This window comes from Advenella mandrilli, from assembly GCF_016595155.1.
Classification (GTDB): Bacteria; Pseudomonadota; Gammaproteobacteria; order Burkholderiales; family Burkholderiaceae_B; genus Advenella; species Advenella mandrilli.
Window position 1 is genome coordinate 178,684 of sequence record NZ_JAENGP010000001.1, and the last position, 24,664, is coordinate 203,347.

The window sequence follows — 24,664 nt, forward strand, 5'->3', positions numbered from 1 at the left end:
ATTAATTCAATTAATGTGGATTAGTTATGAATAGCACCAAGCCTTCCACCTCTGCTTTGCAAGGCATCAAGGTACTGGATTTGACTTCAATTGTATTTGGTCCTTACGCCTCGCAAATCCTGGCTGATTATGGGGCGGAAGTAATTAAAGTTGAATCGTTAATGGGTGATTCTACCCGCTATACCGGCCCCACCCTGGAAGAGGGATTGTCAGCTATTTTTCTGGGTGTTAATCGCAATAAGCAAAGTATTGCGCTAAATCTTAAGCAAGAACAGGCCAGGGATGTTTTGCTGGAACTGGTGGATCAGGCTGATGTATTCATGCATAGCATGCGGCCGCAAAAAATGAAAAAACTGGGGCTGGATCCTCAAACCCTGTGCCAGCGAAATCCTAAATTGGTTTACGCAGGCCTGTATGGGTTTGGTCATGCAGGCCGATACGCCGGCATGCCTGCCTATGACGATATCATTCAGGGTTTAAGTGGTATCCCCGATGTGGTGCAGAAGCAATCTGGTACACCCAGGTATCTGCCTATTATTGCGGCGGATAAAACCTGTGGCCTAGTTGCTGCCCATGCTATCTTGGCGGCTCTGTTTCAGCGGGAACGGGATGGTCGCGGGCAGCAGGTTGAAGTACCCATGTTTGAAACAATGTCTTCTTACATGCTGGTAGAGCATTATTATGGCCGGCATTTAGCCGATCAGAATCAACATGCGGGATATGACCGGGTGCTTTCTGAGTGGCGCAAACCTTATAAAACGCTTGATGGTTATTTATGCATGATGCCTTATACCGACTTGCATTGGCAGAATTTTTTCTGGCACGCCGGTTTTGCCGAATTGACCGCTGATGAACGTTTCACCAATATTTCCCAACGTACCAAACATATTAACCAGTTATACGAAATAACCGGTCAAATTGTGGCGGAACAAACCACAGCGCATTGGATTGGTTTTTGTAATCAGCATGAAATCCCGGCTTCACGGATTAATGCTATTAATGAACTTGAACAGGATCCGCATTTGCAGGATGTTGGTTTTTTTGTAGAGCTTGAGGATACCGGTGGCAAGTATCGTTTCGTGCGTAACCCGGTTAGTTTGGAAAACTCGACAGTGCCGGTGAAAATGCCACCCCGGCTGGGTGAACACACGACCCCAATTATGGAAAATCTGGGTTATACACGGGAAGAAATCCAACAATTTTATGAACAGCAACTCATCAAATAAAGTATTGATGAACTAAACAATACATTTCAGGAGATAGAAAATGACACAGGAAGCAAAATTATTGGGTGAAGGTTTTTACTGGCAGGATCTGGAAGTTGGCCAGAAATTCAAAACATTCAAACGCACGATTACCGAAACTGATATTGTCAATTTCATTAGTGCCACCGGCATGCTGGAAACCATTTTCATTGATAAAACTTTTAATGCCGGTGCCATTCAGGGGCGTCCGGTACCCGGTGCATTGACTTACAGCATTATTGAGGGCTTGTTGATGCAAACCATGGTGCAGGGCACCGGCTTGGCCTTGTTGGAGGTTCATAAAAAAATGCTGGCGCCGGTCGTGGCGGGTGATACCGTCTGGGCTGAAGTAGAAGTGACCCAGGTTCGGCCAACTTCTAAACTGAATCGTGCAGTGGTCTCGACACGGGTGGATATCAAAAACCAGGATGACGTGATGGTGATCACGTATGACGTTACCCGCATGCTGTCAGGGCGTTAACTGGAAACCCAATCAATAATAATTTGAAGATTGAATCAAACAGGTTGTTAATTATGCTTGATGTTCTTGAGCTGGCTTATCTTCCGCCAGAAGAAAACCAATTTCGAAGCGAACTGCGGGCTTTTATTAAAGAAGCCACGCAGGAAATGGATGCCTATGCACGGGCCCGTTCCTGGATGGGTTTTGATGCCGGGTTCAGTAAAAAACTGGCGGCCAAAGGCTGGTTGGGGCTTACCTTGCCCAAGCAGTACGGGGGTGCGGAAAAAGGCTATTTTTCCCGTTTTGTATTGTCTGAAGAACTGTTGGGGGCGGGGGCGCCGGTATCCGCTCACTGGATTGCCGACCGCCAGAGCGGCCCTTTGATTCTGCGTTATGGCACCGAGGCACAAAAGCAGTTTTATTTACCAAAGATTTGCCAGGGAGAGGCTTTTTTCTGTATTGGCATGAGCGAGCCCAACTCCGGTTCCGATCTGGCCAGCATTAAAACCAGGGCACAAAAAAATGACAAAGGCTGGCTGCTGAATGGCAGCAAGATATGGACAACCAATGCCCATCAATCACATTACATGATTGCCTTGGTGCGGACTTCAGGTGAGGCAGGAGACCGGCATAAAGGTTTGTCTCAGGTGATTGTTGATTTGAGCCTGCCGGGCGTCACCGTGCGTCCCATTGTTGATGTGGCCGGTGACGCACACTTTTCAGAAGTGTTTTTTTCTGACGTACAGCTGGCCGATGATGCCCTGATTGGCAATGAAGGCGATGGTTGGGAGCAGGTGAATGCCGAGCTGGCCTTTGAGCGCAGTGGCCCTGAGCGTATTTATTCCAGTATGGCCCTGGTGGAGTGTTTCCTGAAAGAATGCCGGCAGCAAGGCTGGCAGTCTGGGCAGGTGCAGGTAACGCTGGGTGGCATTGTTGCCCGGCTTGCCGTATTAAGAACCATGTCTTTGGCCATTACCGGCAAACTGGCCAAGGGTGAGAACCCTTCGGTAGAGGCATCGCTGGTTAAGGATTATGGTACCGGACTTGAACAGGATATTCCCAAGTTGATTGCCGATTGCATGGGTGAATATCCTGAGTGGACGCCTTCGGTGGAATTGATCAAGACCCTGGCATTGGTGGATCAGGTTTGTCCTTCCTATTCCTTGCGTGGTGGTACTCGCGAGATATTGCGGGGCATTATTGCCCGGGGTTTGGGCTTACGTTAAGAAGAGATAAAAATGGACAATTTAAGTATGGATAATCTTTTTGATGAGGCCGTGGCCCGTTTGTTTGCCAATATGTCAGAAAAATTCGGCAACAGTCTGGATTTATCGTGTGCTGATTATGAAGCAGCCTGGTCGGAAATAGCGGCTTCCGGTTTTCTGGAGATGATGCTGCCTGAAGAGAAAGGAGGGGCAGGGCTGAGCCTGAAAGAGGCGGAAAATCTGTTTAAGCTGGAAGGATACTTTAACTTGCCAGTTCCTTTTGCCAGCACCCTGCTGGCCAGGCGTTGGCTGGATAGCAACGGATTGACTGTACCCGATGGATCTTTGGCGATTGCCACCATGGGGGTGCAGGTATCCGAAGGGCAAGGGCAGATAGTGATTAATAAATTGCCTTTTGGTCACCGGGCAGGCAATTTTTTAGTGATGGCCAAGCAGTCATGCTATTTGCTTTCTCAGGAAAAGGCAGTGGTTAATGAGATTTATCATGCAGGCTTGTTTGCCAGTGTGAGCTGGAATCTTGAAGATGCTATCCGGCTGGATGTGTCTTCGCAGGCTGTGGATGGTTTGCGCAACCTGGCCGCATTAGCGGTGTTGGTGCCCAGTGTGGGCGCCATGGAAAAAATATTTGAGATGACGCTTGAATATGCCAACCAGCGCCAGCAATTTGGCAGGCCTTTAAGCAAGTTCCAGGCAATCCAGCACCAAATCAGCGTGCTGGCAGAGCAGGTATGGGCCGCCCGCATGGCTGCGCAAATTGCGTGTAATAGCAATGGTTATTTGCCAGACCCCAATTTACTGGCTATTGCCAAATACCAGGTCAGTTTCGTATCTGATCAGGTGGCCGATATTTCCCATGCGGTTCATGGGGCAATTGGGATTACCGAAGAATATGCGCTGCATTTCTATACCCGACGTATCAGGGAGTTCAAGAGTGAGGCAGGCACCCAATCTTACTGGGCCAAAAAGTTGGGCCATCATGTATTGGGGCAAGAGGGGGAAACGGTTCTTTCAATGTTAACCAGAGAGCTGTGCCCGGGATAATAAATTTTTCAGGAGACAAAATAATGAATGGCAAGATGATTATAAAAACAGTTTCACTTGCAGTGGCAACATTTGCCTTACATACCGCAGCAATGGCGGCGCAAACCCAATGGCCCGAAAAACCGGTGACCATGGTTGTGCCCTTCCCACCCGGTGGTCCTACGGATATTGTTGCAAGATTACTTGCCCAGCAATTAACGGAAAGGCTGGGGCAGACGGTTATTGTTGAAAATAAGGGGGGTGCCAATGCAACTATTGGTATGCAGGCAGTGGCTTCAGCTAAACCTGATGGCTATACCATCTTGTATAACACCTCTTCCATAGCCTTAAGTCCGGCACTGTATAAATCGTTGAGTTATGATCCGAAGACAGCGTTTGACCCTGTTAGCAGTACCGCTAATATTCCGTTGGTTTTGTTGGTGAATCCGCAAGTTCCGGTTAAAACGGTGGAGGAGTTTAAGTCTTATGTCCAGGAAAATGGGGGGAAAATATCTTATGGTTCAGCAGGCGCTGGCAATATTACCCATTTAGGCGCATTTTTGATGAGTGAGGGGGTTGGTCTGAATGCCCAGCATGTGCCGTATAGAGGCAGTGCGCCTGCCATGATTGATCTGATCGGTGGTCAGACCCAGTTCATGCTTAATACCTTGAATGACTCATTAAACTTTATCAGGGACGGTAAGGTAAAGGCACTGGCATTGGCCAGCATTGAACGCAATAATGATGTACTGCCCAATGTTCCAACGCTGTCAGAAACCGTATTGAAAGATTTTGAAATTGGTGCGTGGCAAGGTGTTGTAGTGCCAAAAGGAACACCGGTTTCTGTCATTGAGAAGTTGAATAAAACCATTCGCGAATCATTGGTTTCAGAAAAAATGACTCAACAGCTTAAAAGCCAGGGGGCTGAAATTCTGGGCTCTTCACCCGAGGAATACGGCGTATTTATCATGGCGGAAATGGATCGCTGGAAAAAGGCGGTGGAAGAAGCTGGTGTTCAATCAAACTAATAGAAAAGGAGACATAATAATGAGTAAGTGGAAAATCAGGATCGGGTTTAGTTTGTTAGCGTTGTCTGGAACATTGAATATTGCGGCGGCTGCTTGGCCCGAGCAGCCCATCAGAATGATTGTTTCTTTTCCTCCGGGTAGTGGAACGGATAGCAATGCCCGTTTTGCTGCCAGGGAAATGTCGGAAAGATTGGGTGTACCGGTAATGGTAGAGAACAAGCCAGGTGGTAATAGTTTTATTGCGGCAGATGCAGTGGTAAAAGCAAAGCCCGATGGTTATACCTTGCTTTTGGCCAGTAATTCTCCGGTAGCGACCAATGTAGCCATGTTTAAAGAACTGCCTTATGATCCGGTTAAGCAGCTTGCGCCCCTTGCCAAATTAAGCTTTGGCGCCATGGGTGTGGCGGTTCCGGTTGATTCACCGTATTCCTCTATCGAGGATTTGGTTAAGGCGGGCAAAGCCAATCCTGAAAAATTGAATTATGGTAGCGGTAGTGCATCTTACCGGATTGCAACGGAGTTATTCTTGTCGATGGCAGAGATGCAAGCAAATCAAATTCCCTATAAGGGGGCTTCGTCTGCACTGACTGATCTGGCCGGAGGACAGGTTGATTTTGTATTTGCCGATTATGGTGCGATTTTGCCTTTGTATTCAGCGGGTAAGTTAAAAGTACTTGCGGTAACGGGGAATGAACGGTTGTCCAGTGCGCCAGATGTTCCTACTTTGCAAGAGTCAGGCTATAAAGATTATTACATGGTTAATTGGACTGCTGGTTTTGCGCCAGCGGGTTTGCCTGTTGAAATTCAGGAAAAATTAAGTGCCACACTGGTTGATATATACCGTTCTGATAAGGCCAGGGAATTTTTATTGCAAACTAATTGGGACCCATTTCCGGGAGATGCGGTTGATTTGGCAAAATTTCAGTTAACTGAAATTGAGCGCTGGTCTAGCGCGGCAGAAAGAGCCAATATTCCAAAACAATAAATTCTTTTTTTGCTTTTTTATTGAAGCCGGACTCATGAATGGTCCGGTTTTTTAATAATGCATCTATCATGCCGTGTGGTGTGGCAGGCGGGGCAGTCCAGATGAACGGGCCCCTATGCGATAGGCTATATGAAGGATTGTGCTTATATATTAATTAATGTAATTTTGATATTCTTTAGATATCGTTGAAAATATAAAATTACAGGAATAAGCATGGACTTGCGCCGGATCCGCCATTTTGTAGTGTTGGCTGAAACCCTGAACTTTCACAAAGCCGCTGAAAAACTGCATATTGCCCAGCCCCCTTTATCGGTCTCCATTCAAAAGCTCGAGGCGGCGTTGGGGGTGCGTTTGTTTGAGCGAACGTCCAAAGGGGTTTCCTTGACGCCGGAAGGCATGCAACTGCGTTCAGATGCCATCCGCCTGCTTTATTTTGCAGAGCAATTGCAGCACACGGCAGATGAAATCAAGGAAGGGGCCAGAGGGGTGTTGCATCTTGGTTTTGTTGGTTCAGTCACCCAGGGATTGTTGCAAAGCCTGGTGCCATCTTTCAGGCAGAAGTATGAAAATATCGAATTGAATTTTACCGAGGGGATCTCCAGCCGGATTGTGCAGGATGTGGAAGCGGGCAAGCTGGATGTGGGCCTGATTCGTACGCCTGTGTTGGATGATACGACTGTGGATATGATTCAGCTGGAAAAGGACGGTTTTGTTTTGGCCGTGCCCAAGGGGCATGCGCTGGAAGGCCATTCGGTTTGTTTGAAGGAGCTGGCCGGCTATCCATTTATTATATATTCTCCAGACCATGCCAGGGGTCTGCATTATGCTGTTATGTCTGCCTGTCAGGAGGCTGGCTTTATCCCACGGGTAGCCCAAATAGCGATTCAGGTGGATACTGTACTGGCCCTGGTTGAAAGTGGCGTAGGTATCGCTTTGGTGCCATCTGTGGTCATGAAAACAAAAATCAAAAAAAACCTGGCTTATCTTCAGTTGCCAGATGAATCGGAAATTACCCGGATCGGCTTTGCCTTGGTATACAAAAAAAGCACGGCCTCTGTTGCTACCATCAAATTTCGGGATTTGGCAATAAGTCAGTATTCGTAATTTGAATAGATTGGCCCCATTCCTGGAGCAGTGTCCAATTTTGGGAAGCCCGTCAACAGAGGGTTTTTGTTACCTGTAGATCCGCTAATAAAACAGTTTTTATTAGCGGGTTGTAGCAAGCTGTTAGATGACGTACATATCAACGTATTCATGAACAGGCATTGCTTCTAGTGCTTTCTGATCCAGAGAAATATCAAGGATGCGGTTTTGCTGCTTGCTTGGGAATACACGTGCCAGATTGGTGCGGAATTTGTCTTCTAACAGCGGAATGCCATCAGTACGGCGACGTTTGTGACCGATTGGATATTCGCAAACAATTTCATCCAGTTTGCTGCCATCGTTGAATTCAACCGTTAAGGCGTTGGCGATGGCGCGTTTTTCAGGATCGTGATAGTCGGCAGTGAAAGCAGGGTCTTCCACGCAGACGATTTTGTCGCGCAGGGCATCAATTCGTGGATCAACAGCGATGCTGTCTTCGTAGTCACCGGCAGTCAGGCGGCCAAACAGGACAGGTACGGCAACCATGTACTGGATGCAGTGATCGCGGTCGGCCGGGTTGTTAAGCGGGCCTTTTTTGTCGATGATGCGAATGCACGCTTCGTGGGTACGAATGGTGATTTGCTTGATGTCTTCTGCAGTTTTGCCAGCCGCGTTTAACTTCTGGTGAATATCCATGGCACACTCAACGGCCGTTTGCGAGTGGAATTCGGCAGGGAAAGAAATCTTGAACAGGATGTTTTCCATGACGTAGCTGCCATAAGGGCGCTGGAATTTAAAAGACTGGCCTTTAAACAGCACATCGTAAAAACCCCATGTTTTGGCGCTTAATACAGATGGATAGCCCATTTCACCGGTTTTTGCGATTAGTGCAAGACGAACGGCGCGGCTGGTGGCATCACCGGCTGCCCATGATTTGCGGCTACCTGTATTGGGGGCGTGACGATAGGTGCGCAGGCTTTGGCCATCAACCCATGCCAGTGACACGGCATTGATGACTTCGTCGCGATCAAGGCCCAGCATTTGTGCTACGACAGCGGTAGAAGCCACTTTTACCAGTACAACATGGTCAAGGCCCACTTTGTTGAAAGAGTTTTCAAGGGCAATACAACCCTGGATTTCATGTGCCTTGATCATGGCGGTAAGTACGTCACGTATGGTGAAGGGTGCTTTGCCGGCGGCTACAGCGTTGCGTGACAGCCAGTCGGCGGTTGCCAGAATGCCACCCAGGTTGTCGGATGGGTGACCCCATTCAGCGGCTAGCCAGGTGTCGTTAAAGTCTAGCCAGCGGATCATGGTGCCAATATTGAAAGCGGCCTGGACAGGGTCCAGCTGGAATTGTGTGCCGGGTACTTTGGCGCCATTGGGTACAACAGTACCGGGAACAATTGGGCCTAACAGTTTACGGCAAACAGGGTATTCCAGGGCCTCAAGGCCACAACCCAGGGTATCGATCAGGCAGTTGCGGGCGGTTTCATAGGCAACCGTGCTTTCGATGTTGTAATTCAGGACATAATCGACAATATCAACGATGACCTGATCAGGCTCGGGGCGTATATTTGAAACATGACTGGACATATAACTCACTCATAAATTAATAGCCTTGAAGCCGGCACGTTTTGCCATTAAGGCGTGATTGGTATTAATGGTACCAATAATTTGCAGGGGCTTTTATTTTGCCAGGGCTTGGTGGAATGTTACACTTCCTGAAATGGATGATGTCATGGTTGCTCCGTTTTCTTTGTTTGCATTTAATGTGGTTTTTCTTTTTGTATTGGTTTTGATGCAAGACAAGCTAACTGATAATATTAATTAATAATGCAAAATCTTAAAAAAATAGCCACTTGACAGTGGCTATTTTTTACATGGGAATTAATTGAGCAGATCAGCTACGCCGTCACGTTCCTCAAGCAATTCGTTAAGGGTGAAATCCATGCGTTCACGAGAAAATGCATCAATTTCAAGGCCTTCAACGCGTTTGTATTCACCATTTTCGGTGATGACCGGTACACCGTAGATGATGCCTTCAGGGATACCATAAGAACCATCGGATGGAATACCCATGGTGACCCATTTACCGTTTGAACCCAATACCCAGTCACGGATGTGATCAATGGCGGCGTTGGCTGCCGATGCAGCGGAAGACAGGCCGCGTGCTTCGATAATGGCAGCACCACGTTTGCCAACGGTAGGAATGAAGGTTTCACGATTCCAGGTTTCGTCGTTGATGAGTTTGTCCAGGGACTCGCCATTAACGGTAGCGAAACGGGTGTCAGGGTACATGGTTGGAGAGTGGTTACCCCAAACGATGAGGTTTTCGATGTCTTTGACCGCTTTGCCTGATTTCTGGGCCAGTTGGGTAAGGGCACGGTTGTGATCCAGGCGTAACATGGCGGTGAAGTTTTTGGCAGGTAGGTCGGGTGCTGACTTCATGGCAATATAAGCGTTGGTATTGGCAGGGTTGCCAACGACCAGTACTTTTACGTCGCGGCTTGCCACTGCGTTAAGCGCTTTACCCTGGGCTGTAAAAATTTGGGCATTAACCTGCAGCAGGTCTTTACGCTCCATGCCTGGGCCACGGGGGCGGGCACCAACCAGCAGGGCAACGTCAACGTCTTTGAATGCGGTCATTGGGTCGCTGTGAGCGGTCATTTCCTGCAGAAGAGGGAATGCACAATCGTCCAGTTCCATCATGACGCCTTTGAGCGCTTTCTGTGCTTTTTCGTCTGGGATTTCAAGCAATTGCAAAATAACCGGTTGGTCTTTGCCTAACATTTCGCCTGAGGCAATACGAAATAGCAATGCGTAACCGATTTGACCGGCAGCACCAGTAACAGCAACGCGCAGGGCAGGCTTGGACATAAGTGTTTCTCCAAAATAGGTATAAAAGTAAGAGGTAAGAGCCTTAAGAGCGTACGCGGCAGACCAATAATTGGCACCGGATTATTCAAGAAAACTCTTATTGATTAATGCGGATAATCTTAGAATAAAATCTGCTTTTCGTCAAATTGTCTTATAACTTATATCTTATATAAGAATAGACATAAACCCTTGGGTGTGAAATAATGTTGCACGTCAAATCTCGTTTTCATTATTCTGTAAAATATGTCATTTTCATCATCCTCAACCGGCAGGGGGGGCGCCATTGGTGGCGCTGCTTTCAGTCCTTTGTACAAGCAAATCAAAGCCTTGCTTGTACAAAGTCTGCACGCCGGTGAATGGAAGCCCGGCGAAAGCATCCCCAGTGAGCTTGATCTGGCTGCCCGTTTTCAGGTCAGCCAGGGAACCGTGCGCAAAGCTATTGATGAACTGGCAGCCGAAAATCTCTTGATCAGGCGTCAAGGAAAAGGTACTTTTGTTGCCACCCACCATGAAGCCCAGGTCCGTTACCGTTTTTTGCGGCTTACACCAGACAATCCCGAAAATACCCAGCGTGCACAAAGTACAATACTTGAATGCAGCCGTCAAAAGGCAACGCAGGAAATAGCCCGCTTGCTCGAGATTCGCACCGGAGATGCCCTTATATATATAAAGCGACTCATGAATTTGGGTAATCGCCCAAGTGTTATTGATGAGATCTGGTTGCCCGCAGATGTTTTTAAAGGGCTTACCAGCGAAGTACTCATTCATAACAAGGGGCCGCTTTATGGTTTATTTGAAACAAAATTTGGTGTTAGCATGATTCGCGCCGAAGAGAAGATAAGGGCTATTGCCGCAAATGCGCAAGTAGCTGATTTTCTTAATGTTTCAGAGGGTTTCCCTTTGTTGCAGGTAGATCGGGTGTCGTATACTTACGGAGATCGCCCCATGGAAATTCGCCGGGGTTTATACCTGACAGATCAATATCATTACAGAAATAGTTTAAACTAGAGGCCGTTTTGATTAGTGCCGGTTCAAATGAAGTACTCTTGGCCGGGTTTGTTTTTTTGTTATATATATCGTTTCATTTTTGAGGCCGTTATGTCAGACTCTACGTCAAAGCCGCGTCGGGAATTTCGCAATCTCGATTTAGAGCTTATTGCAGTTAAATACCGCCTGCCCACTGCCGGGAAAGTGTCAATCTTGCATCGTATCAGTGGCGCAATCCTGTTTTTAAGTCTTCCTATTATTCTTATTCCTCTTTTTGCTGCCAGTGTTGGGTCGCCGGAAAGCTTTGCGGCTTTGGGAAGCGGGTTTGGTGGCTTCTTGCTGAAACTTGTTTTACTGGTGCTGTTGTGGGGCTTCATGCATCACCTGTGTGCCGGAATCAGGTTCCTCACCCTTGATTTGCATATTGGAATGGATAAAGAATCTTCCAGTAAAAGTGCAAAAATTGTTTTGGGTGCAAGTATTGCCCTTACCCTGATTTTTGCAATTAAACTGTTTGGAGCTATGTAATGGCAACTCATGAAAAAATCGGTACGAAACGCCTGGTTGTGGGTGCACACTATGGCTCATTCGATTTTCTCGTCCAGCGCATGACTGCTATCATCCTGGCCGTTTATTCTGTTTTGTTCCTGGTCTGTGCCCTGTTCACGTCCATCAACTATGAGTCATGGAAAGGTTTCTTTACCTTCACCTGTTTTGGCTTGCCAATCGGTCAGATTTCAGCCACGCTGGCTTTTTTCTCTTTGGCCTGGCATGCCTGGATTGGTGTGCGTGACATTTGGATGGACTATGTGACACTGGCAGGCCTTCGTGTGGCCCTGCATGTATTAACCGTATTGTGGTTAATTGGTTCAGTCTTGTTTTTCGCGAATATTGTTTGGAGTCTATAAGCCGTGGTCGCAATTAATTCTTCATTACCACGCCGCCAGTTTGATGCGGTGGTTGTGGGTGCCGGCGGAGCCGGTATGCGTTGTTCCTTGCAGCTTGCGCAGGCTGGTCTTAAAGTAGCTGTTTTATCCAAAGTGTTTCCAACCCGTTCACATACGGTTGCTGCCCAGGGTGGCATTGGTGCATCACTGGGTAACATGAGCGAAGATAACTGGTACTGGCACATGTACGATACCATCAAGGGTTCCGACTGGCTCGGTGACCAGGATGCTATTGAATTCATGTGTCGTCAGGCTCCCGAAGCAGTTTACGAGCTTGAGCACTTTGGTATGCCTTTTGACCGTAATGCTGATGGCACTATCTATCAGCGTCCTTTTGGTGGTCATACCGCCAACTTCGGTGAGAAACCTGTCCAGCGTGCCTGTGCCGCCGCTGACCGTACCGGTCATGCTTTGCTGCACACCCTGTATCAGCGTAACGTTGCCGCAAAAACCCATTTCTTTGTTGAGTGGATGGCACTTGACCTGATCCGCAACGATGCGGGTGATGTCCTGGGTGTAACCGCCATGGAAATGGAAACCGGTGATATCTATATCCTTGAAGCCAAGAAAACAGTGCTGGCTACCGGTGGAGCAGGTCGTATCTGGGCCGCCTCAACCAACGCATTTATCAATACTGGTGATGGCCTGGGTATGGCGGCACGTGCCGGTATTTGTCTGCAAGATATGGAATTCTGGCAATTCCACCCAACTGGTGTTGCCGGTGCAGGCGTGCTCATTACCGAGGGTGTTCGCGGTGAGGGCGGTATTCTGCTGAATAAAGATGGTGAACGTTTCATGGAACGTTATGCGCCAACCCTGAAAGATCTGGCCCCACGTGACTTCGTGTCCCGTTCAATGGACCAGGAAATCAAGGAAGGTCGCGGCTGTGGTCCTGATGGCAACTATGTTGTGCTGAAACTGGATCACCTGGGTGCAGACGTCATTAACAAGCGTTTGCCATCCATTCGTGAAATCGCCATCAAGTTTGGTAACGTCGATCCCATCAAAGAGCCTATTCCCGTTGTGCCAACCATTCACTATCAAATGGGTGGTCTTCCTGCCAACTATCATGGTCAGGTTGTTACCTGGGAAAATGGCGAAGAAAAAGTGGTTAATGGTCTGTATGCCATTGGTGAATGTGCGGCTGTATCTGTGCACGGTGCCAACCGCCTGGGTACCAATTCGCTGCTTGATCTGGTTATTTTTGGTCGTGCGGCCGGTAACCATATTGTTGACTCTCACCCCGAGAAGCAACGTGAGCATCAGCCTTTGCCAAAAGAGTCTGTTGATTTCTCCATGGCTCGTGTTAATGCGCTTGAATCCCGCGCTTCTGGCGAGAAAGTTCAAGATGTAGCCAATAGCATTCGTGTATCAATGCAACAGCATTGCGGTGTATTCCGTACCCTCGAGTTGCTGAACGAAGGTGTTGGTCAAATTGATGAGTTGGCAGAACAGGTTAAGAAGATCTACTTCAAAGACAAATCAAAAGTATTCAACACGGCTCGTGTAGAGGCTCTTGAAGTTGAGAATATGATTGAAGTTGCGCGTGCAACCATCAAATCAGCGGCTAACCGTACTGAAAGTCGTGGCGCTCATGCATTGAATGATCATCCAGAGCGTGATGATGAGAACTGGCTGAAACACACCCTGTGGCATTCTTCTGATGGTCGTCTGGAATATAAACCCGTTCATATGAAGCCGTTGACTGTTGAGTCATTCCCACCTAAAGCACGCACTTTCTAAGCAGGATATTATGAGTACTAAACGTATCGTCAAATTTGAAATTTACCGCTACGATCCTGATAAGGACGAGCGTCCATACATGCAAAAGCTGGATGTAGAGCTTGAGCCAACCGACAAAATGTTGCTTGATGCGATTGTTCGCATCAAGAATGATGTTGATGACAGCCTTGCTTTGCGCCGTTCTTGCCGTGAAGGTGTTTGTGGCTCAGATGCCATGAATATCAATGGTAAAAATGCGCTGGCATGTACTACCAACCTGCGTGACCTGAAAGAACCTATCGTTCTTCGTCCGCTGCCAGGTTTGCCGGTTATCCGTGACCTGATTGTCGACATGACCCATTTCTTCAATCAGTATCACTCCATTCGTCCGTATCTTATTAACGATACACCGCCACCTGAAAAAGAACGTCTGCAAACTCCCGAGGCTCGTGAAGAACTTGATGGTTTGTATGAGTGTATTCTTTGTGCGTGTTGTTCTACAGCCTGTCCGTCTTTCTGGTGGAATCCAGACAAATACGTTGGGCCTGCCGGCTTGCTGAACGCCTATCGCTTTATTGCCGATAGCCGTGACAATGCAACTGCAGGGCGTCTGGACGACCTTGAAGATCCGTACCGTTTATTCCGTTGCCACACAATCATGAATTGTGTGGATGTTTGTCCTAAAGGATTGAATCCAGCAAAAGCAATCGGCAAAATCAAAGAAATGCTGGTTCGCCGTTCAATCTAAATCGTTTATTATGGATAAATTAACGGAATTAGAACGTGCCCGCCTTCGCTGGCGGGCACGTCGGGGGCTTTTGGAAAACGATTTGATTATTACCAAATTTTTGGATCGTTATGAATCTTCATTAACCAATGAAGATGTAAAGTCTCTTACTCAACTTTTTGAGATGGATGATAATAACTTGCTCGACCTTCTGCTGGCGCGTTCTGAGCCAGAGGGTGACTATGATACGCCTAATATAAACCGTCTGATCGGTCTGATGCGTGCAGAATAGGCTGGGTAGAAAGTTATTGTTTTGTATGAAATCAAGTAAGGAATATAGATGAAATTGTCCGAAAAAAAAGCTACGCTTAGCTTTTCCGATGGTAGTAATCCCGTTGAATTTCCAGTGTACCAAGGTTCAGTGGGTCCTGATGTTGTAGATATTCGCAAGTTGTATGGTCAGACAGGCATGTTTACCTATGATCCCGGGTTCATGTCTACCGCTTCATGTGAGTCTGCCATTACCTATATTGATGGTGATAAAGGCCAATTGTTGTATCGTGGTTATCCTATCGAGCAACTGGCTGTTAATTGCGATTTCATGGAAACCAGTTACCTGCTGTTGAATGGTGAATTGCCAAACGCAACACAAAAAGCTGATTTCAACCATCAGGTTACCTATCACACCATGGTTAACGAGCAAATGCAGTTTTTCCTGCGTGGCTTCCGCCGTGATGCACACCCCATGGCCATCATGACCGGTCTGGTGGGTGCGATGGCTGCGTTCTATCATGATTCTACCGATATCACCAATCCTGAGCATCGCCACATTTCAGCCATCAGGCTGATTGCCAAAATGCCAACACTGGTGGCAATGACTTATAAATACTCTCAAGGTCAACCTTTCATTTATCCGCAGAATGATTTGTCATACACTGGCAACTTCCTGCGCATGATGTTTGCAACACCTTGCGAAGATTATAAAGTTAATGATGTTGTAGAGCGTGCGTTAGACCGTATCTTCATTTTGCATGCCGATCACGAACAGAACGCCTCTACCTCTACTGTGCGTCTATGTGGTTCTTCAGGTACTAACCCGTTTGCGGCTATTGCTGCGGGTGTTGCTTGCCTGTGGGGTCCTGCTCATGGTGGTGCCAACGAAGCTTGCCTGAACATGCTTGAGCAAATTCAAGCTAACGGTGGCATTGCCAAAGTGGGTGAATTCATGGAGCAGGTCAAAGACAAGGAATCCGGTGTTCGCCTGATGGGCTTTGGTCACCGTGTTTACAAAAACTATGACCCACGTGCCAAACTGATGCAGGAAACATGTAAAGAAGTCCTGACTGCATTGGGCCTTGAGAATGATCCTTTGTTCAAGTTGGCCATGGAGCTGGAGCGTATCGCGCTTGAAGATCCATACTTTGTAGAACGTAAGCTTTATCCTAACGTAGACTTCTACTCAGGTATTGTTCAACGTGCGATTGGTATTCCCACTTCTCTGTTTACGGCAATTTTTGCGCTGGCCCGTACCGTAGGTTGGGTTGCCCAGTGGAACGAAATGATTTCTGATCCTGCTTACAAGATCGGTCGTCCCCGTCAGTTGTTTACAGGCGATGTGGCCCGTGATTTGGTGGAAATTTCCAAACGTTAATTTTTGGTATAACATCTGGTCGCAGTTCATAAAACAACCCCCTTCAGGAATTGCCTTGAAGGGGGTTGTTTTTTTGGGATTGCCAAAAAGAAAAAATTAATTGTTATAAGGACTGTTAAGGCAGTATTTGCCCGCACCGCCCAGGAAAATAACCAGCGCCCCAACAAGAAAAAGAGCCGGCAGTTCGGGTGCCCAGCCACCTGAGCGGGTGAATGAAGACAGTTGCCCCATATGCGCAAGGAAGAAGGCAAACAGCATATTCACCGCAATGACAAGTGCGGCAGGGCGTGTGTAAAGACCAATAATGATCATTATTGGCGCAACGACCTCGCCCACATAAACGCCATAAGCGAAAAATGCAGGCAGGCCCTTGGCGGTTACCATGCCGATGACCGGATCTATCCCGTTCATGATTTTGGTTAAACCATGAAACAGGATCAGAAAGCCAATGGCTAGCCTGAGAAACAGTTTGGCAAGATCATCGCTTTTGAGCAAAATTTAATTTCCTTTTGCTTGCTGGGCATCAACAACGGCCAGCGTGGTCATGTTAACAATACGGCGTGTTGTTGCGCTAGTGGTAAGAATGTGAACCGGTTTTGCCGCGCCCAACAGGACAGGACCCATCGCAATGCCGTTGCTACCCGTCATTTTCAGCATATTATAAGTAATATTGCCGGTATCCAGGTTTGGCATGATTAACAGGTTAGCGCGTCCTTTCAGGGGCGAGTCGGGGAAAGCATCCAGCCGGATTTTTTCTGACAAGGCAGAGTCGGCATGCATTTCGCCATCCACTTCCAGCAATGGTGCGCGTTCGGCAATAATTTCACGGGCGAGAGCCATTTTCCGGGATGATTCACTTGGGCGGCTGCCAAAATTGGAGTGTGACAGCAAGGCGATTTTGGGTGTAACGCCAAAGCGGATCATTTCCTCGGCCGCCTGGATGGTGATGTCAGCAATTTGCTCGGCGCTGGGGTTTTCATTAACGTGGGTGTCACAAATGAACAGGGTTTCATCGGGTAGCATGAGCACGTTCATGGCGGCAAAAGTCTGGGCACCGGGTTTCAGGCCAATCACTTCCTGGACATATTTCAGCTGGTTATCAAACTTGCTTGAAACGCCGCAAATCATGGCATCGGCATCACCCCGTTCCATGAGCATGACACTAATAAGCGTATTGTGTTTGCGAACCATCGCTTTGGCAATATTGGGGGTGACGCCATCACGTGCTTTGAGTTTGTAGTAGGCTTGCCAGGTTTCATTGAAACGGTCGTCATCTTCGGGGTTGACGATTTCAATGTTTTTGCCGTTCGTCAGGCGCAGGCCCAACTTTTCAATACGCATATTGATAACAGAAGGGCGTCCGACCAGGATCGGGTGAGCCAGTTTTTCATCAATGACGGTTTGAGCGGCATGCAGGACGCGCTCATCTTCTCCGTCGGCAAACACTACCCGTTTAGGATCGGATTTTGCCTGCTTGTACAGAGGGCGCATTAACTGGCCAGAGCGATAAATAAAGCTCATCAGCTGGCTGCGGTAAGCGTCCATGTCTTCAATGGGGCGGGTGGCAACGCCAGAGTCCATGGCGGCCTGTGCAATGGCGGGTGCAATTTGTACAATAAGGCGGGGGTCAAACGGTTTGGGAATAATGTATTCGGGGCCGAAATTCAGGTCATGATCCTGATAAACCGAGGCGACCTCATCATTTTGTTCGGCCTGGGCCAATTCGGCAATGGCGTTCACGCAAGCCAGTTTCATTTCTTCAGTAATGCGGGTGGCGCCAACGTCAAGGGCGCCGCGGAAAATAAACGGGAAACACAGTACGTTGTTGACTTGGTTGGGGTAATCGGAGCGGCCGGTTGCAATAATGCAATCGGGGCGCGCCTCTTTGGCGTCTTCAGGAAGGATTTCGGGGTCGGGGTTGGCAAGTGCTAAAATAAGGGGCTGGCTACCCATGGACTTGACCATTTCCTTGGTCAGTACGCCAGATGTTGAGCAACCCAGGAAAACATCGGCATCCTTGATGACGTCGGCCAGGGTGCGGGCATCGGTGTCCTGGGCATAGCGTGCCTTGTTTTCTTCCATGTTTTCATCGCGGCCTTTCCAGATCACGCCACGAGAGTCACAGACAAAAATATTTTCCCTGCTGATGCCGATCTTGGTGAGCAGGTCGAGGCAGGCAATGGCTGCGGCACCGGCACCGGAGCAGATCAGCTTGACCTCTGCCGGGTTCTTGTTAACGATTTTAAGCCCGTTCAGAACAGCAGCGGATGAAATAATGGCGGTACCGTGCTGGTCATCATGAAACACGGGAATACGCATGCGTTCACGCAGTTTTTTTTCAATGTAGAAACACTCGGGCGCCTTGATGTCTTCCAGGTTCACGCCGCCCAAAGTGGGTTCCAGTGCGGCAATAATATCAACCAGTTTGTCTGGATCCCGTTCGGCAAGTTCAATATCAAAAACGTCTATACCGGCAAATTTCTTGAACAGGCAGGCTTTGCCTTCCATAACCGGTTTGGCGGCCAGCGGACCAATATTACCCAGACCCAGCACGGCGGTACCGTTGGTTATGACGCCAACCAGATTGGAGCGGGAGGTATATTTGGCTGCGGCCTCATAGCCATCGTTGAAAATGGCCATGCATGCCGCTGCCACACCGGGAGAATAGGCCAGGGAGAGATCGTCCTGGTTGGCCAGCGGTTTGGTGGGGGTTACTGATATCTTGCCGGGGGTTGGATGAGCATGATAGTCCAGCGCAAGTTTAGTGAAGTCGTGATTCATAGTAGAGAAGACCCTATTGTATTTTTAGTTTAATAAATTAAAGCTAATCGTGTTTATAAAGCAACGAATTATACAAATATACCAATTTGCCTGAGAGTAAGCATTAACTATCTTTTGTTTTTGAAAACTTTATGGCGAAAAGCTTGTTAAATAGGGGTATACTTTTACGTTATTGGCTTTTAAGGCTAGTACGTGCCTTCTGCCCCGCTATCCGCAATTCGGTCTAGCCGTAACGCGGAAGGTATTCCTGCATCCAAAGGGTGAAACACTCATACCGGTGAAGCGTTTATGACTACGGAAATTGAAAAAAAATCCACATCTTATTTATTTGGCAGCAATGCCCCTTATGTCGAAGAGCTTTATGAAGCTTACTTAGACAACCCCGATTCAGCACCAGAAGAATGGCGTGCTTATTTTGATCAATTGCAAAATCTGCCGGCAACCGATGGTTCGACAGGAACCCGTGATCAAAACCACAGCTCTGTCGTTACTTCATTTGCCCAGCGTGCAAAAGCAAATGCCTTTGCCGTTCAGAAAATTGAATCACCCAGCCTTGAGGTGGCCAGCAAACAGCTGCATGTACAGTCTCTGATTGCCGCCTACCGTTCGCTAGGTGTGCGTCTGGCAACCCTGGATCCTCTTAAACGTCGTGAACGCCCCGAAATACCGGAACTTGATCCCGCCTTTTATGGTTTGACCGAAGCCGATCTTGATGATGTGTATTCTGCAACGAATACCTATTTCACCAAGAAAACCACCATGACCTTGCGTGAAATCCTCAATGCACTGCGCGATACTTACTGCCGTAGCATTGGTGCCGAATTCATGCACATGTCCGATCCCACCGCAAAACGTTGGGTGCAAGAGCGTCTAGAGTCCATCCAAAGTAATCCCAACTTTGATGCCGGCCAAAAAACCCGAATTTTACAGCAACTTACCGAAGCTGAAGGTCTTGAGCGTTTCCTGCATACCAAGTATGTTGGCCAGAAACGTTTTTCCCTTGAAGGTGGTGAAAGCTTTATTGCTTCAATGGACGAAATCGTTAACCATTCAGCAGACCGTGGCGTGCATGAAATTGTAGTGGGCATGGCTCACCGTGGGCGCCTGAATATGCTGGTTAACATCATGGGCAAAATGCCTGGTGACCTGTTTGCCGAATTTGAAGGCAAGCACGCAGAAGGGCTGACCGATGGTGACGTGAAATATCACAATGGCTACTCCAGCGACCTCTCCACCCGTAGCGGCCCGGTTCACTTGTCCCTGGCCTTTAACCCGTCTCACCTTGAAATTGTCAACCCGGTTGTAGAGGGCAGTGTCCGTGCACGCCAGGAACGCCGTGAAAACGGCAAGCAACAGGTTCTGCCTGTGCTGGTCCACGGTGACTCGGCCTTTGCCGGCCAGGGCGTGGTTATGGAAACCCTTAACCTTGCACAAACCCGTGGTTATGGTACCGGTGGTACGGTTCATATTGTTATTAATAACCAAATCGGTTTTACCACTTCAGATCCACGCGACGTACGTTCAACCCTGTATTGTACCGACGTTGTCAAAATGATCGAGGCGCCCGTTTTCCACGTAAACGGTGATGACCCTGAAGCGGTTGCCTTTGTTTCACAGCTGGCGGTAGACTATCGCATGGAGTTCGGTCATGATGTCGTGGTCGATATCATCTGTTTCCGTAAGCTGGGACACAACGAACAGGATACACCGGCATTAACACAGCCCTTAATGTACAAAAGCATCAGTGTTCACCCAGGTACACGTAAACTGTACGGTGAAAAACTGGTTGCCCAGGGTGTGCTCGAGGCAGACGGTCCAGACCAAATGGTCAAGGAATACCGCCAGTTAATGGAAGACGGCCAGAAAACCGTCGAGCCTGTCTTGACAGACTACAAAAACAAATACGCGATTGACTGGACCCCGTTTCTGGGTGCCAAGTGGACCGATCACGGTGACACCGCTGTTCCATTGGCAGAGCTCAAGCGTATCGGTGAAAAAATCACCACTGTTCCAGAAAATTTCACCCCCCATAACCTGGTGAAAAAACTGCTGAACGACCGTCGCAATATGGCGGCAGGCGAGCAAAATCTGGACTGGGGTATGGGAGAACACCTGGCATTTGCAACACTGGTTGCTTCGGGTTATTCCATTCGCATTACCGGCCAGGACTCCGGTCGTGGCACATTTACACACCGTCACGCCGTCTTGCACGATCAAAAGCGTGAGCGCTGGGACGACGGTACTTATATTCCATTACAGAACGTTGCCGAGAATCAGGCACCCTTTACGGTGATTGACTCTGTGCTTTCTGAGGAAGCCGTATTGGGCTTTGAGTATGGTTATGCCTGCTCAGAACCGAATACCCTCACTATTTGGGAAGCCCAGTTTGGCGATTTCGTCAATGGTGCCCAGGTGGTGATTGACCAGTTCATTTCTTCCGGCGAGGCAAAGTGGGGCCGCCAATGCGGTTTGACCATGATGTTGCCACACGGTTACGAAGGCCAGGGACCCGAGCACTCATCTGCCCGTATCGAGCGCTTCCTGCAATTGTGTGCCGATAACAATATGCAAGTAGTGCAGCCTACTAATGCCGCCCAAATTTTCCATTTGCTGCGTCGCCAGATGATTCGTCAGTTCCGCAAGCCTTTGGTTATATTTACACCTAAATCACTGCTGCGTAACAAAGACGCAACCTCTGCGCTAGCCGACCTGGCTTCCGGTGAGTTCCTGCCAGTCATCCCCGAGGTCAAAGCAGACATCAAGGCTGATCAAGTCAAGCGTATTCTGGTTTGTTCCGGTAAGGTTTATTACGATTTGGCTAACGCTCGCACAGAACGTGAAGCCAATGATGTGGTTATTATTCGTGTTGAACAGTTGTATCCGTTTGCCCATAAGGCGTTCGAAACGGAGCTTAAGAAATATCCTAACGCCACAGAAGTTATCTGGGTTCAGGATGAGCCTCAGAACCAGGGACCATGGTTCTATATTCAGCACCATCTGTATGAGAACATGACTGCCGGTCAGAAATTGTCTTATGCAGGCCGCAATGCGTCTTCCTCTCCGGCTGTTGGCTATCTGGCTAAACACGTGGAGCAGCAAAAAGCACTTATTGAACAGGCATTTGCGCCGAAATTAAAAGGTTTTATCCTAACCAAGTAATTGGACTAACATATTTTACGGATTAAAAAAAATGGCTATTATTGACGTTATCGTTCCCCAATTATCAGAATCAATTTCTGAAGCGACCCTGCTTGAATGGAAAAAGAAAGTCGGTGAAGCGGTTACCCAAGACGAAACCCTGATCGAAGTTGAAACAGATAAAGTGGTTCTTGAAGTTCCTGCGCCAGCCTCGGGCGTGATTGTTGAAATTGCAGAAGGCGATGGCAGTACCGTAGTTGCAGAGCAGTTGCTGGCTAAAATCGATACCGAAGCAACCGTAGGTGTTGCCGCCGCTCCTGCTGCAGAAGCGGCCCCGGCTGCGGCTGCCGCACCTGTTGCTGCAGAAAGCAAAACAGTTAGTGGTGTTGCATCTCCTGCCGCCAGCAAAATCCTGTCTGAAAAAGGCATTAGTGCTGGCGATGTGGCCGGTTCAGGCCGTGATGGTCGTGTTACCAAAGCCGACGCGGTTTCCGCTTCAGCACCTGCAAAATCAGTGGCTGCACCAGCTGCACCCCTGTCTGTTTCCCTGGATGGCCGTCCAGAACAGCGCGTTCCCATGACACGTTTGCGTGCACGGGTTGCCGAGCGTTTGTTGCAGTCCCAGTCTGAAAATGCAATCCTGACCACTTTCAACGAAGTCAACATGAAAGCGGTTATGGACCTGCGTAATAAATACAAAGAGAAATTCGAGAAAGAGCACGGTATCAAACTGGGCTTCATGTCTTTCTTTGTAAAAGCAGCCGTTGCTGCCCTGAAAAAATACCCCATCCTCAACGCTTCTGTTGATGGCAAGGATATTGTTTATCACGGCTATTTTGATATTGGTATTGCAGTTGGCAGCCCACGCGGCCTGGTTGTACCTATTCTGCGTAATGCCGATCAAATGTCAATTGCAGACATCGAGAAAAAAATCGCCGAATTCGGTGCCAAGGCACGTGATGGCAAGTTGACCCTCGACGAACTGACTGGCGGTACCTTCTCCATCTCTAACGGTGGTACTTTCGGTTCCATGCTATCTACACCTATTATCAACCCACCTCAGGCTGCCATTCTGGGCATTCACGCCACTAAAGAACGTGCTGTGGTTGAAAACGGTCAAATCGTTATCCGCCCAATCAACTTCTTTGCCATGTCTTACGACCACCGCATCATCGACGGTCGTGAAGCCGTGCTGGGCCTGGTTGCCATGAAAGAAGCGCTGGAAGACCCACAACGCCTGTTGCTCGAACTGTAATCAACACATGGTATGCACGCCCCCTTACGGGGCGTGGTTCTTTATATGCACCCGGTGTGCATGCGAATGAATTAAATTAAAGAGAATTGTTATGTCTACTCAATTTGATGTAGTTGTTATTGGTGCCGGACCTGGCGGGTATATTGCCGCTATCCGTGCCGCGCAGTTGGGCAAAAAAGTGGCATGTATCGACGCCTGGACTGACGAAGCTGGCAATCCAAAACCCGGTGGTACATGTACCAACGTGGGTTGTATTCCTTCCAAAGCCCTGTTGCAGTCATCCGAGCATTTCGAACAGGCTAACCATCATTTTGCCGAGCACGGTATTGAAGTGGGTAATGTCAAGCTTAAACTCGACACCCTGATTGGTCGTAAAGACACCGTTGTCAAGCAAAACAACGACGGTATCCAGTTCCTGTTCAAAAAAAATAAAGTCACCTTCTTTTCTGGCAAAGGTGAATTTGCCGGTAAAGCCGAAGATGGCAACTACAGCATTAAAGTAAGTGGTAAAAAAGAAGAGACCATTACTGCAGCACACGTCATTGTAGCTACCGGCTCAGCGCCTCGCGCATTGCCAGGCCTTGATTTCGACGAAAAACAGGTTCTGTCTAACGATGGTGCCCTTAGCATTCCAGCCGTTCCTAAAAAACTGGGTGTGATTGGCGCAGGTGTGATTGGTCTTGAGTTGGGTAGCGTATGGCGCCGTCTGGGTGCTGAAGTCGTAGTGCTTGAAGCCGCTCCTGATTTCCTGGCCGTGTGTGACACCCAGGTTGCCAAAGAAGCACAAAAAGCCTTTGCCAAACAGGGTCTGGTCATTGAAACTGGCGTGAAAATTGGCGAAATCAAGCAAGCCGCCAAGGCAATTACCATTCCTTACACCACCGCCAAGGGTGAAGAACAATCACTGGTGGTTGACAAACTGATTGTTTCCATCGGTCGTGTTCCTTACACCACTGGCCTGAATACCGAAGTGGTTGGCCTGCAACTGGATGAGCGCGGTTTCATCGTGGTTGACGACGATTGCAAAACCAATCTGCCAAACGTATGGGCAGTGGGTGATGTGGTGCGTGGCCCCATGCTGGCGCACAAGGCCGAAGAAGAAGGTGTAGCGGTTGCCGAGCGTATTGCTGGCCAACACGGTCATGTTAACTTCGACACGATTCCTTCCGTTATTTACACCTCTCCTGAAATTGCCTGGGTTGGCAAAACAGAGCAGGCCCTGAAAGCAGAAAAACGTGAAATAAAAGTGGGCAGTTTCCCATTCCTGGCCAATGGTCGTGCACGTGCGCTGGGTGATACAACCGGTTTTGTGAAAATTATTGCCGATGCCAAGAGTGATGAAGTCCTGGGCGTTCACATTGTAGGGCCAATGGCTTCCGAGCTGATCGCCGAAGCCGTCACCATCATGGAATTCAAGGGTGCGGCCGAAGATATCGCCCGTATCTGCCATGCACACCCAACCTTGTCAGAAGCAATGAAAGAAGCAGCCCTTGCGGTTGATAAACGTGCATTGAACTTTTAATCAAGTTG

General features: G+C 48.4%; 21 protein-coding genes. 17 read left to right on the forward strand and 4 right to left on the reverse strand.

What is annotated here, in order from left to right:
• Positions 1-26: 26 nt before the first annotated feature.
• The 7 genes from JHL22_RS00845 (at position 27) to JHL22_RS00875 (ending at position 7,067) form a co-directional block, all read left to right on the forward strand.
• Positions 27-1,226 carry a CaiB/BaiF CoA transferase family protein gene (locus JHL22_RS00845; RefSeq protein ID WP_200232766.1) on the forward strand — a complete coding sequence of 400 codons (1,200 nt, stop codon included), beginning with the start codon at positions 27-29 and terminating at the stop codon, positions 1,224-1,226.
• A 40-nt stretch (positions 1,227-1,266) separates the two neighbouring features.
• On the forward strand, positions 1,267-1,725 hold the full coding sequence (locus JHL22_RS00850) for a MaoC family dehydratase (RefSeq protein ID WP_200232768.1): 459 nt from the start codon (positions 1,267-1,269) through the stop codon (positions 1,723-1,725).
• A gap of 53 nt (positions 1,726-1,778) precedes the next feature.
• Positions 1,779-2,930 (forward strand): acyl-CoA dehydrogenase family protein, encoded by a 1,152-nt coding sequence (locus JHL22_RS00855; RefSeq protein ID WP_200232769.1) that lies wholly within the window; start codon positions 1,779-1,781, stop codon positions 2,928-2,930.
• Between the two features lie 12 nt (positions 2,931-2,942).
• Positions 2,943-3,971 (forward strand): acyl-CoA dehydrogenase family protein, encoded by a 1,029-nt coding sequence (locus JHL22_RS00860; protein WP_200232770.1) that lies wholly within the window; start codon positions 2,943-2,945, stop codon positions 3,969-3,971.
• Between the two features lie 35 nt (positions 3,972-4,006).
• On the forward strand, positions 4,007-4,978 hold the full coding sequence (locus tag JHL22_RS00865; protein ID WP_234041028.1) for a Bug family tripartite tricarboxylate transporter substrate binding protein: 972 nt from the start codon (positions 4,007-4,009) through the stop codon (positions 4,976-4,978).
• 19 nt (positions 4,979-4,997) lie between these two features.
• On the forward strand, positions 4,998-5,963 hold the full coding sequence (locus JHL22_RS00870) for a Bug family tripartite tricarboxylate transporter substrate binding protein (protein ID WP_200232772.1): 966 nt from the start codon (positions 4,998-5,000) through the stop codon (positions 5,961-5,963).
• 213 nt (positions 5,964-6,176) lie between these two features.
• Positions 6,177-7,067, forward strand: coding sequence for a LysR family transcriptional regulator (locus JHL22_RS00875; protein WP_200232773.1), 891 nt, complete (start codon positions 6,177-6,179; stop codon positions 7,065-7,067).
• 123 nt (positions 7,068-7,190) lie between these two features.
• Here JHL22_RS00875 and JHL22_RS00880 read toward each other — a convergent pair whose 3' ends face one another.
• Together JHL22_RS00880 and JHL22_RS00885 are read right to left on the reverse strand one after the other, a co-directional pair.
• Entirely contained in the window at positions 7,191-8,642 is a 1,452-nt protein-coding gene (locus JHL22_RS00880) for a bifunctional 2-methylcitrate dehydratase/aconitate hydratase (RefSeq protein WP_200232775.1), read from the reverse strand.
• A 294-nt stretch (positions 8,643-8,936) separates the two neighbouring features.
• A complete protein-coding gene (locus JHL22_RS00885; RefSeq protein WP_200232776.1) occupies positions 8,937-9,926 on the reverse strand; it encodes a malate dehydrogenase in 990 nt (329 codons plus the stop codon).
• A gap of 243 nt (positions 9,927-10,169) precedes the next feature.
• On the opposite strand from JHL22_RS00885, the gene JHL22_RS00890 reads away from it, so the two are divergent.
• From JHL22_RS00890 to JHL22_RS00920, 7 genes are all read left to right on the forward strand, one after another.
• The gene (locus tag JHL22_RS00890; RefSeq protein WP_200232777.1) at positions 10,170-10,934 is read left to right on the forward strand and encodes a GntR family transcriptional regulator; all 765 of its coding nucleotides are present in this window, start codon (positions 10,170-10,172) and stop codon (positions 10,932-10,934) included.
• A gap of 90 nt (positions 10,935-11,024) precedes the next feature.
• Entirely contained in the window at positions 11,025-11,441 is a 417-nt protein-coding gene (sdhC, locus tag JHL22_RS00895; RefSeq protein ID WP_200232778.1) for a succinate dehydrogenase, cytochrome b556 subunit, read from the forward strand.
• Entirely contained in the window at positions 11,441-11,821 is a 381-nt protein-coding gene (gene sdhD, locus JHL22_RS00900; RefSeq protein ID WP_200232779.1) for a succinate dehydrogenase, hydrophobic membrane anchor protein, read from the forward strand. Before sdhC ends, sdhD begins: the two co-directional genes overlap by 1 nt.
• A 3-nt stretch (positions 11,822-11,824) precedes the next feature.
• Entirely contained in the window at positions 11,825-13,603 is a 1,779-nt protein-coding gene (sdhA, locus tag JHL22_RS00905; protein WP_200232780.1) for a succinate dehydrogenase flavoprotein subunit, read from the forward strand.
• Between the two features lie 10 nt (positions 13,604-13,613).
• Entirely contained in the window at positions 13,614-14,330 is a 717-nt protein-coding gene (locus JHL22_RS00910; protein WP_200232781.1) for a succinate dehydrogenase iron-sulfur subunit, read from the forward strand.
• A 10-nt stretch (positions 14,331-14,340) separates the two neighbouring features.
• The gene (locus tag JHL22_RS00915; protein WP_200232790.1) at positions 14,341-14,601 is read left to right on the forward strand and encodes a succinate dehydrogenase assembly factor 2; all 261 of its coding nucleotides are present in this window, start codon (positions 14,341-14,343) and stop codon (positions 14,599-14,601) included.
• 48 nt (positions 14,602-14,649) lie between these two features.
• Complete coding sequence (locus tag JHL22_RS00920; protein WP_200232800.1) at positions 14,650-15,960, forward strand: citrate synthase; 1,311 nt, start codon at positions 14,650-14,652, stop codon at positions 15,958-15,960.
• A gap of 96 nt (positions 15,961-16,056) precedes the next feature.
• Here the strand turns inward: JHL22_RS00920 and JHL22_RS00925 are convergent, their stop codons facing one another.
• Both JHL22_RS00925 and JHL22_RS00930 read right to left on the reverse strand, forming a co-directional pair.
• Complete coding sequence (locus JHL22_RS00925) at positions 16,057-16,455, reverse strand: DoxX family protein (protein ID WP_200232802.1); 399 nt, start codon at positions 16,453-16,455, stop codon at positions 16,057-16,059.
• A 3-nt stretch (positions 16,456-16,458) separates the two neighbouring features.
• Positions 16,459-18,741 carry an NADP-dependent malic enzyme gene (locus tag JHL22_RS00930; protein WP_200232804.1) on the reverse strand — a complete coding sequence of 761 codons (2,283 nt, stop codon included), beginning with the start codon at positions 18,739-18,741 and terminating at the stop codon, positions 16,459-16,461.
• A gap of 288 nt (positions 18,742-19,029) precedes the next feature.
• On the opposite strand from JHL22_RS00930, the gene JHL22_RS00935 reads away from it, so the two are divergent.
• The 3 genes from JHL22_RS00935 (at position 19,030) to lpdA (ending at position 24,656) form a co-directional block, all read left to right on the forward strand.
• Positions 19,030-21,900, forward strand: a complete 2,871-nt coding sequence (locus JHL22_RS00935) for a 2-oxoglutarate dehydrogenase E1 component (RefSeq protein ID WP_200232806.1) — start codon at positions 19,030-19,032, stop codon at positions 21,898-21,900.
• Between the two features lie 31 nt (positions 21,901-21,931).
• Complete coding sequence (gene odhB / locus JHL22_RS00940) at positions 21,932-23,134, forward strand: 2-oxoglutarate dehydrogenase complex dihydrolipoyllysine-residue succinyltransferase (protein WP_200232808.1); 1,203 nt, start codon at positions 21,932-21,934, stop codon at positions 23,132-23,134.
• 91 nt (positions 23,135-23,225) lie between these two features.
• A complete protein-coding gene (lpdA, locus tag JHL22_RS00945; RefSeq protein WP_200232810.1) occupies positions 23,226-24,656 on the forward strand; it encodes a dihydrolipoyl dehydrogenase in 1,431 nt (476 codons plus the stop codon).
• The last annotated feature ends 8 nt before the right edge of the window (positions 24,657-24,664 follow it).

What these genes read in the sequence shown, in the direction of transcription:
- JHL22_RS00845 (WP_200232766.1), top strand. Translation starts at nt 27, where the DNA reads ATGAATAGCACCAAGCCTTCCACCTCTGCTTTGCAAGGCATCAAGGTA.
- JHL22_RS00850 (WP_200232768.1), top strand. Translation starts at nt 1,267, where the DNA reads ATGACACAGGAAGCAAAATTATTGGGTGAAGGTTTTTACTGGCAGGAT.
- JHL22_RS00855 (WP_200232769.1), top strand. Translation starts at nt 1,779, where the DNA reads ATGCTTGATGTTCTTGAGCTGGCTTATCTTCCGCCAGAAGAAAACCAA.
- JHL22_RS00860 (WP_200232770.1), top strand. Translation starts at nt 2,943, where the DNA reads ATGGACAATTTAAGTATGGATAATCTTTTTGATGAGGCCGTGGCCCGT.
- JHL22_RS00865 (WP_234041028.1), top strand. Translation starts at nt 4,007, where the DNA reads ATGATTATAAAAACAGTTTCACTTGCAGTGGCAACATTTGCCTTACAT.
- JHL22_RS00870 (WP_200232772.1), top strand. Translation starts at nt 4,998, where the DNA reads ATGAGTAAGTGGAAAATCAGGATCGGGTTTAGTTTGTTAGCGTTGTCT.
- JHL22_RS00875 (WP_200232773.1), top strand. Translation starts at nt 6,177, where the DNA reads ATGGACTTGCGCCGGATCCGCCATTTTGTAGTGTTGGCTGAAACCCTG.
- JHL22_RS00880 (WP_200232775.1), bottom strand. Translation starts at nt 8,642, where the DNA reads ATGTCCAGTCATGTTTCAAATATACGCCCCGAGCCTGATCAGGTCATC.
- JHL22_RS00885 (WP_200232776.1), bottom strand. Translation starts at nt 9,926, where the DNA reads ATGTCCAAGCCTGCCCTGCGCGTTGCTGTTACTGGTGCTGCCGGTCAA.
- JHL22_RS00890 (WP_200232777.1), top strand. Translation starts at nt 10,170, where the DNA reads ATGTCATTTTCATCATCCTCAACCGGCAGGGGGGGCGCCATTGGTGGC.
- sdhC (WP_200232778.1), top strand. Translation starts at nt 11,025, where the DNA reads ATGTCAGACTCTACGTCAAAGCCGCGTCGGGAATTTCGCAATCTCGAT.
- sdhD (WP_200232779.1), top strand. Translation starts at nt 11,441, where the DNA reads ATGGCAACTCATGAAAAAATCGGTACGAAACGCCTGGTTGTGGGTGCA.
- JHL22_RS00910 (WP_200232781.1), top strand. Translation starts at nt 13,614, where the DNA reads ATGAGTACTAAACGTATCGTCAAATTTGAAATTTACCGCTACGATCCT.
- JHL22_RS00915 (WP_200232790.1), top strand. Translation starts at nt 14,341, where the DNA reads ATGGATAAATTAACGGAATTAGAACGTGCCCGCCTTCGCTGGCGGGCA.
- JHL22_RS00920 (WP_200232800.1), top strand. Translation starts at nt 14,650, where the DNA reads ATGAAATTGTCCGAAAAAAAAGCTACGCTTAGCTTTTCCGATGGTAGT.
- JHL22_RS00930 (WP_200232804.1), bottom strand. Translation starts at nt 18,741, where the DNA reads ATGAATCACGACTTCACTAAACTTGCGCTGGACTATCATGCTCATCCA.
- JHL22_RS00935 (WP_200232806.1), top strand. Translation starts at nt 19,030, where the DNA reads ATGACTACGGAAATTGAAAAAAAATCCACATCTTATTTATTTGGCAGC.
- odhB (WP_200232808.1), top strand. Translation starts at nt 21,932, where the DNA reads ATGGCTATTATTGACGTTATCGTTCCCCAATTATCAGAATCAATTTCT.
- lpdA (WP_200232810.1), top strand. Translation starts at nt 23,226, where the DNA reads ATGTCTACTCAATTTGATGTAGTTGTTATTGGTGCCGGACCTGGCGGG.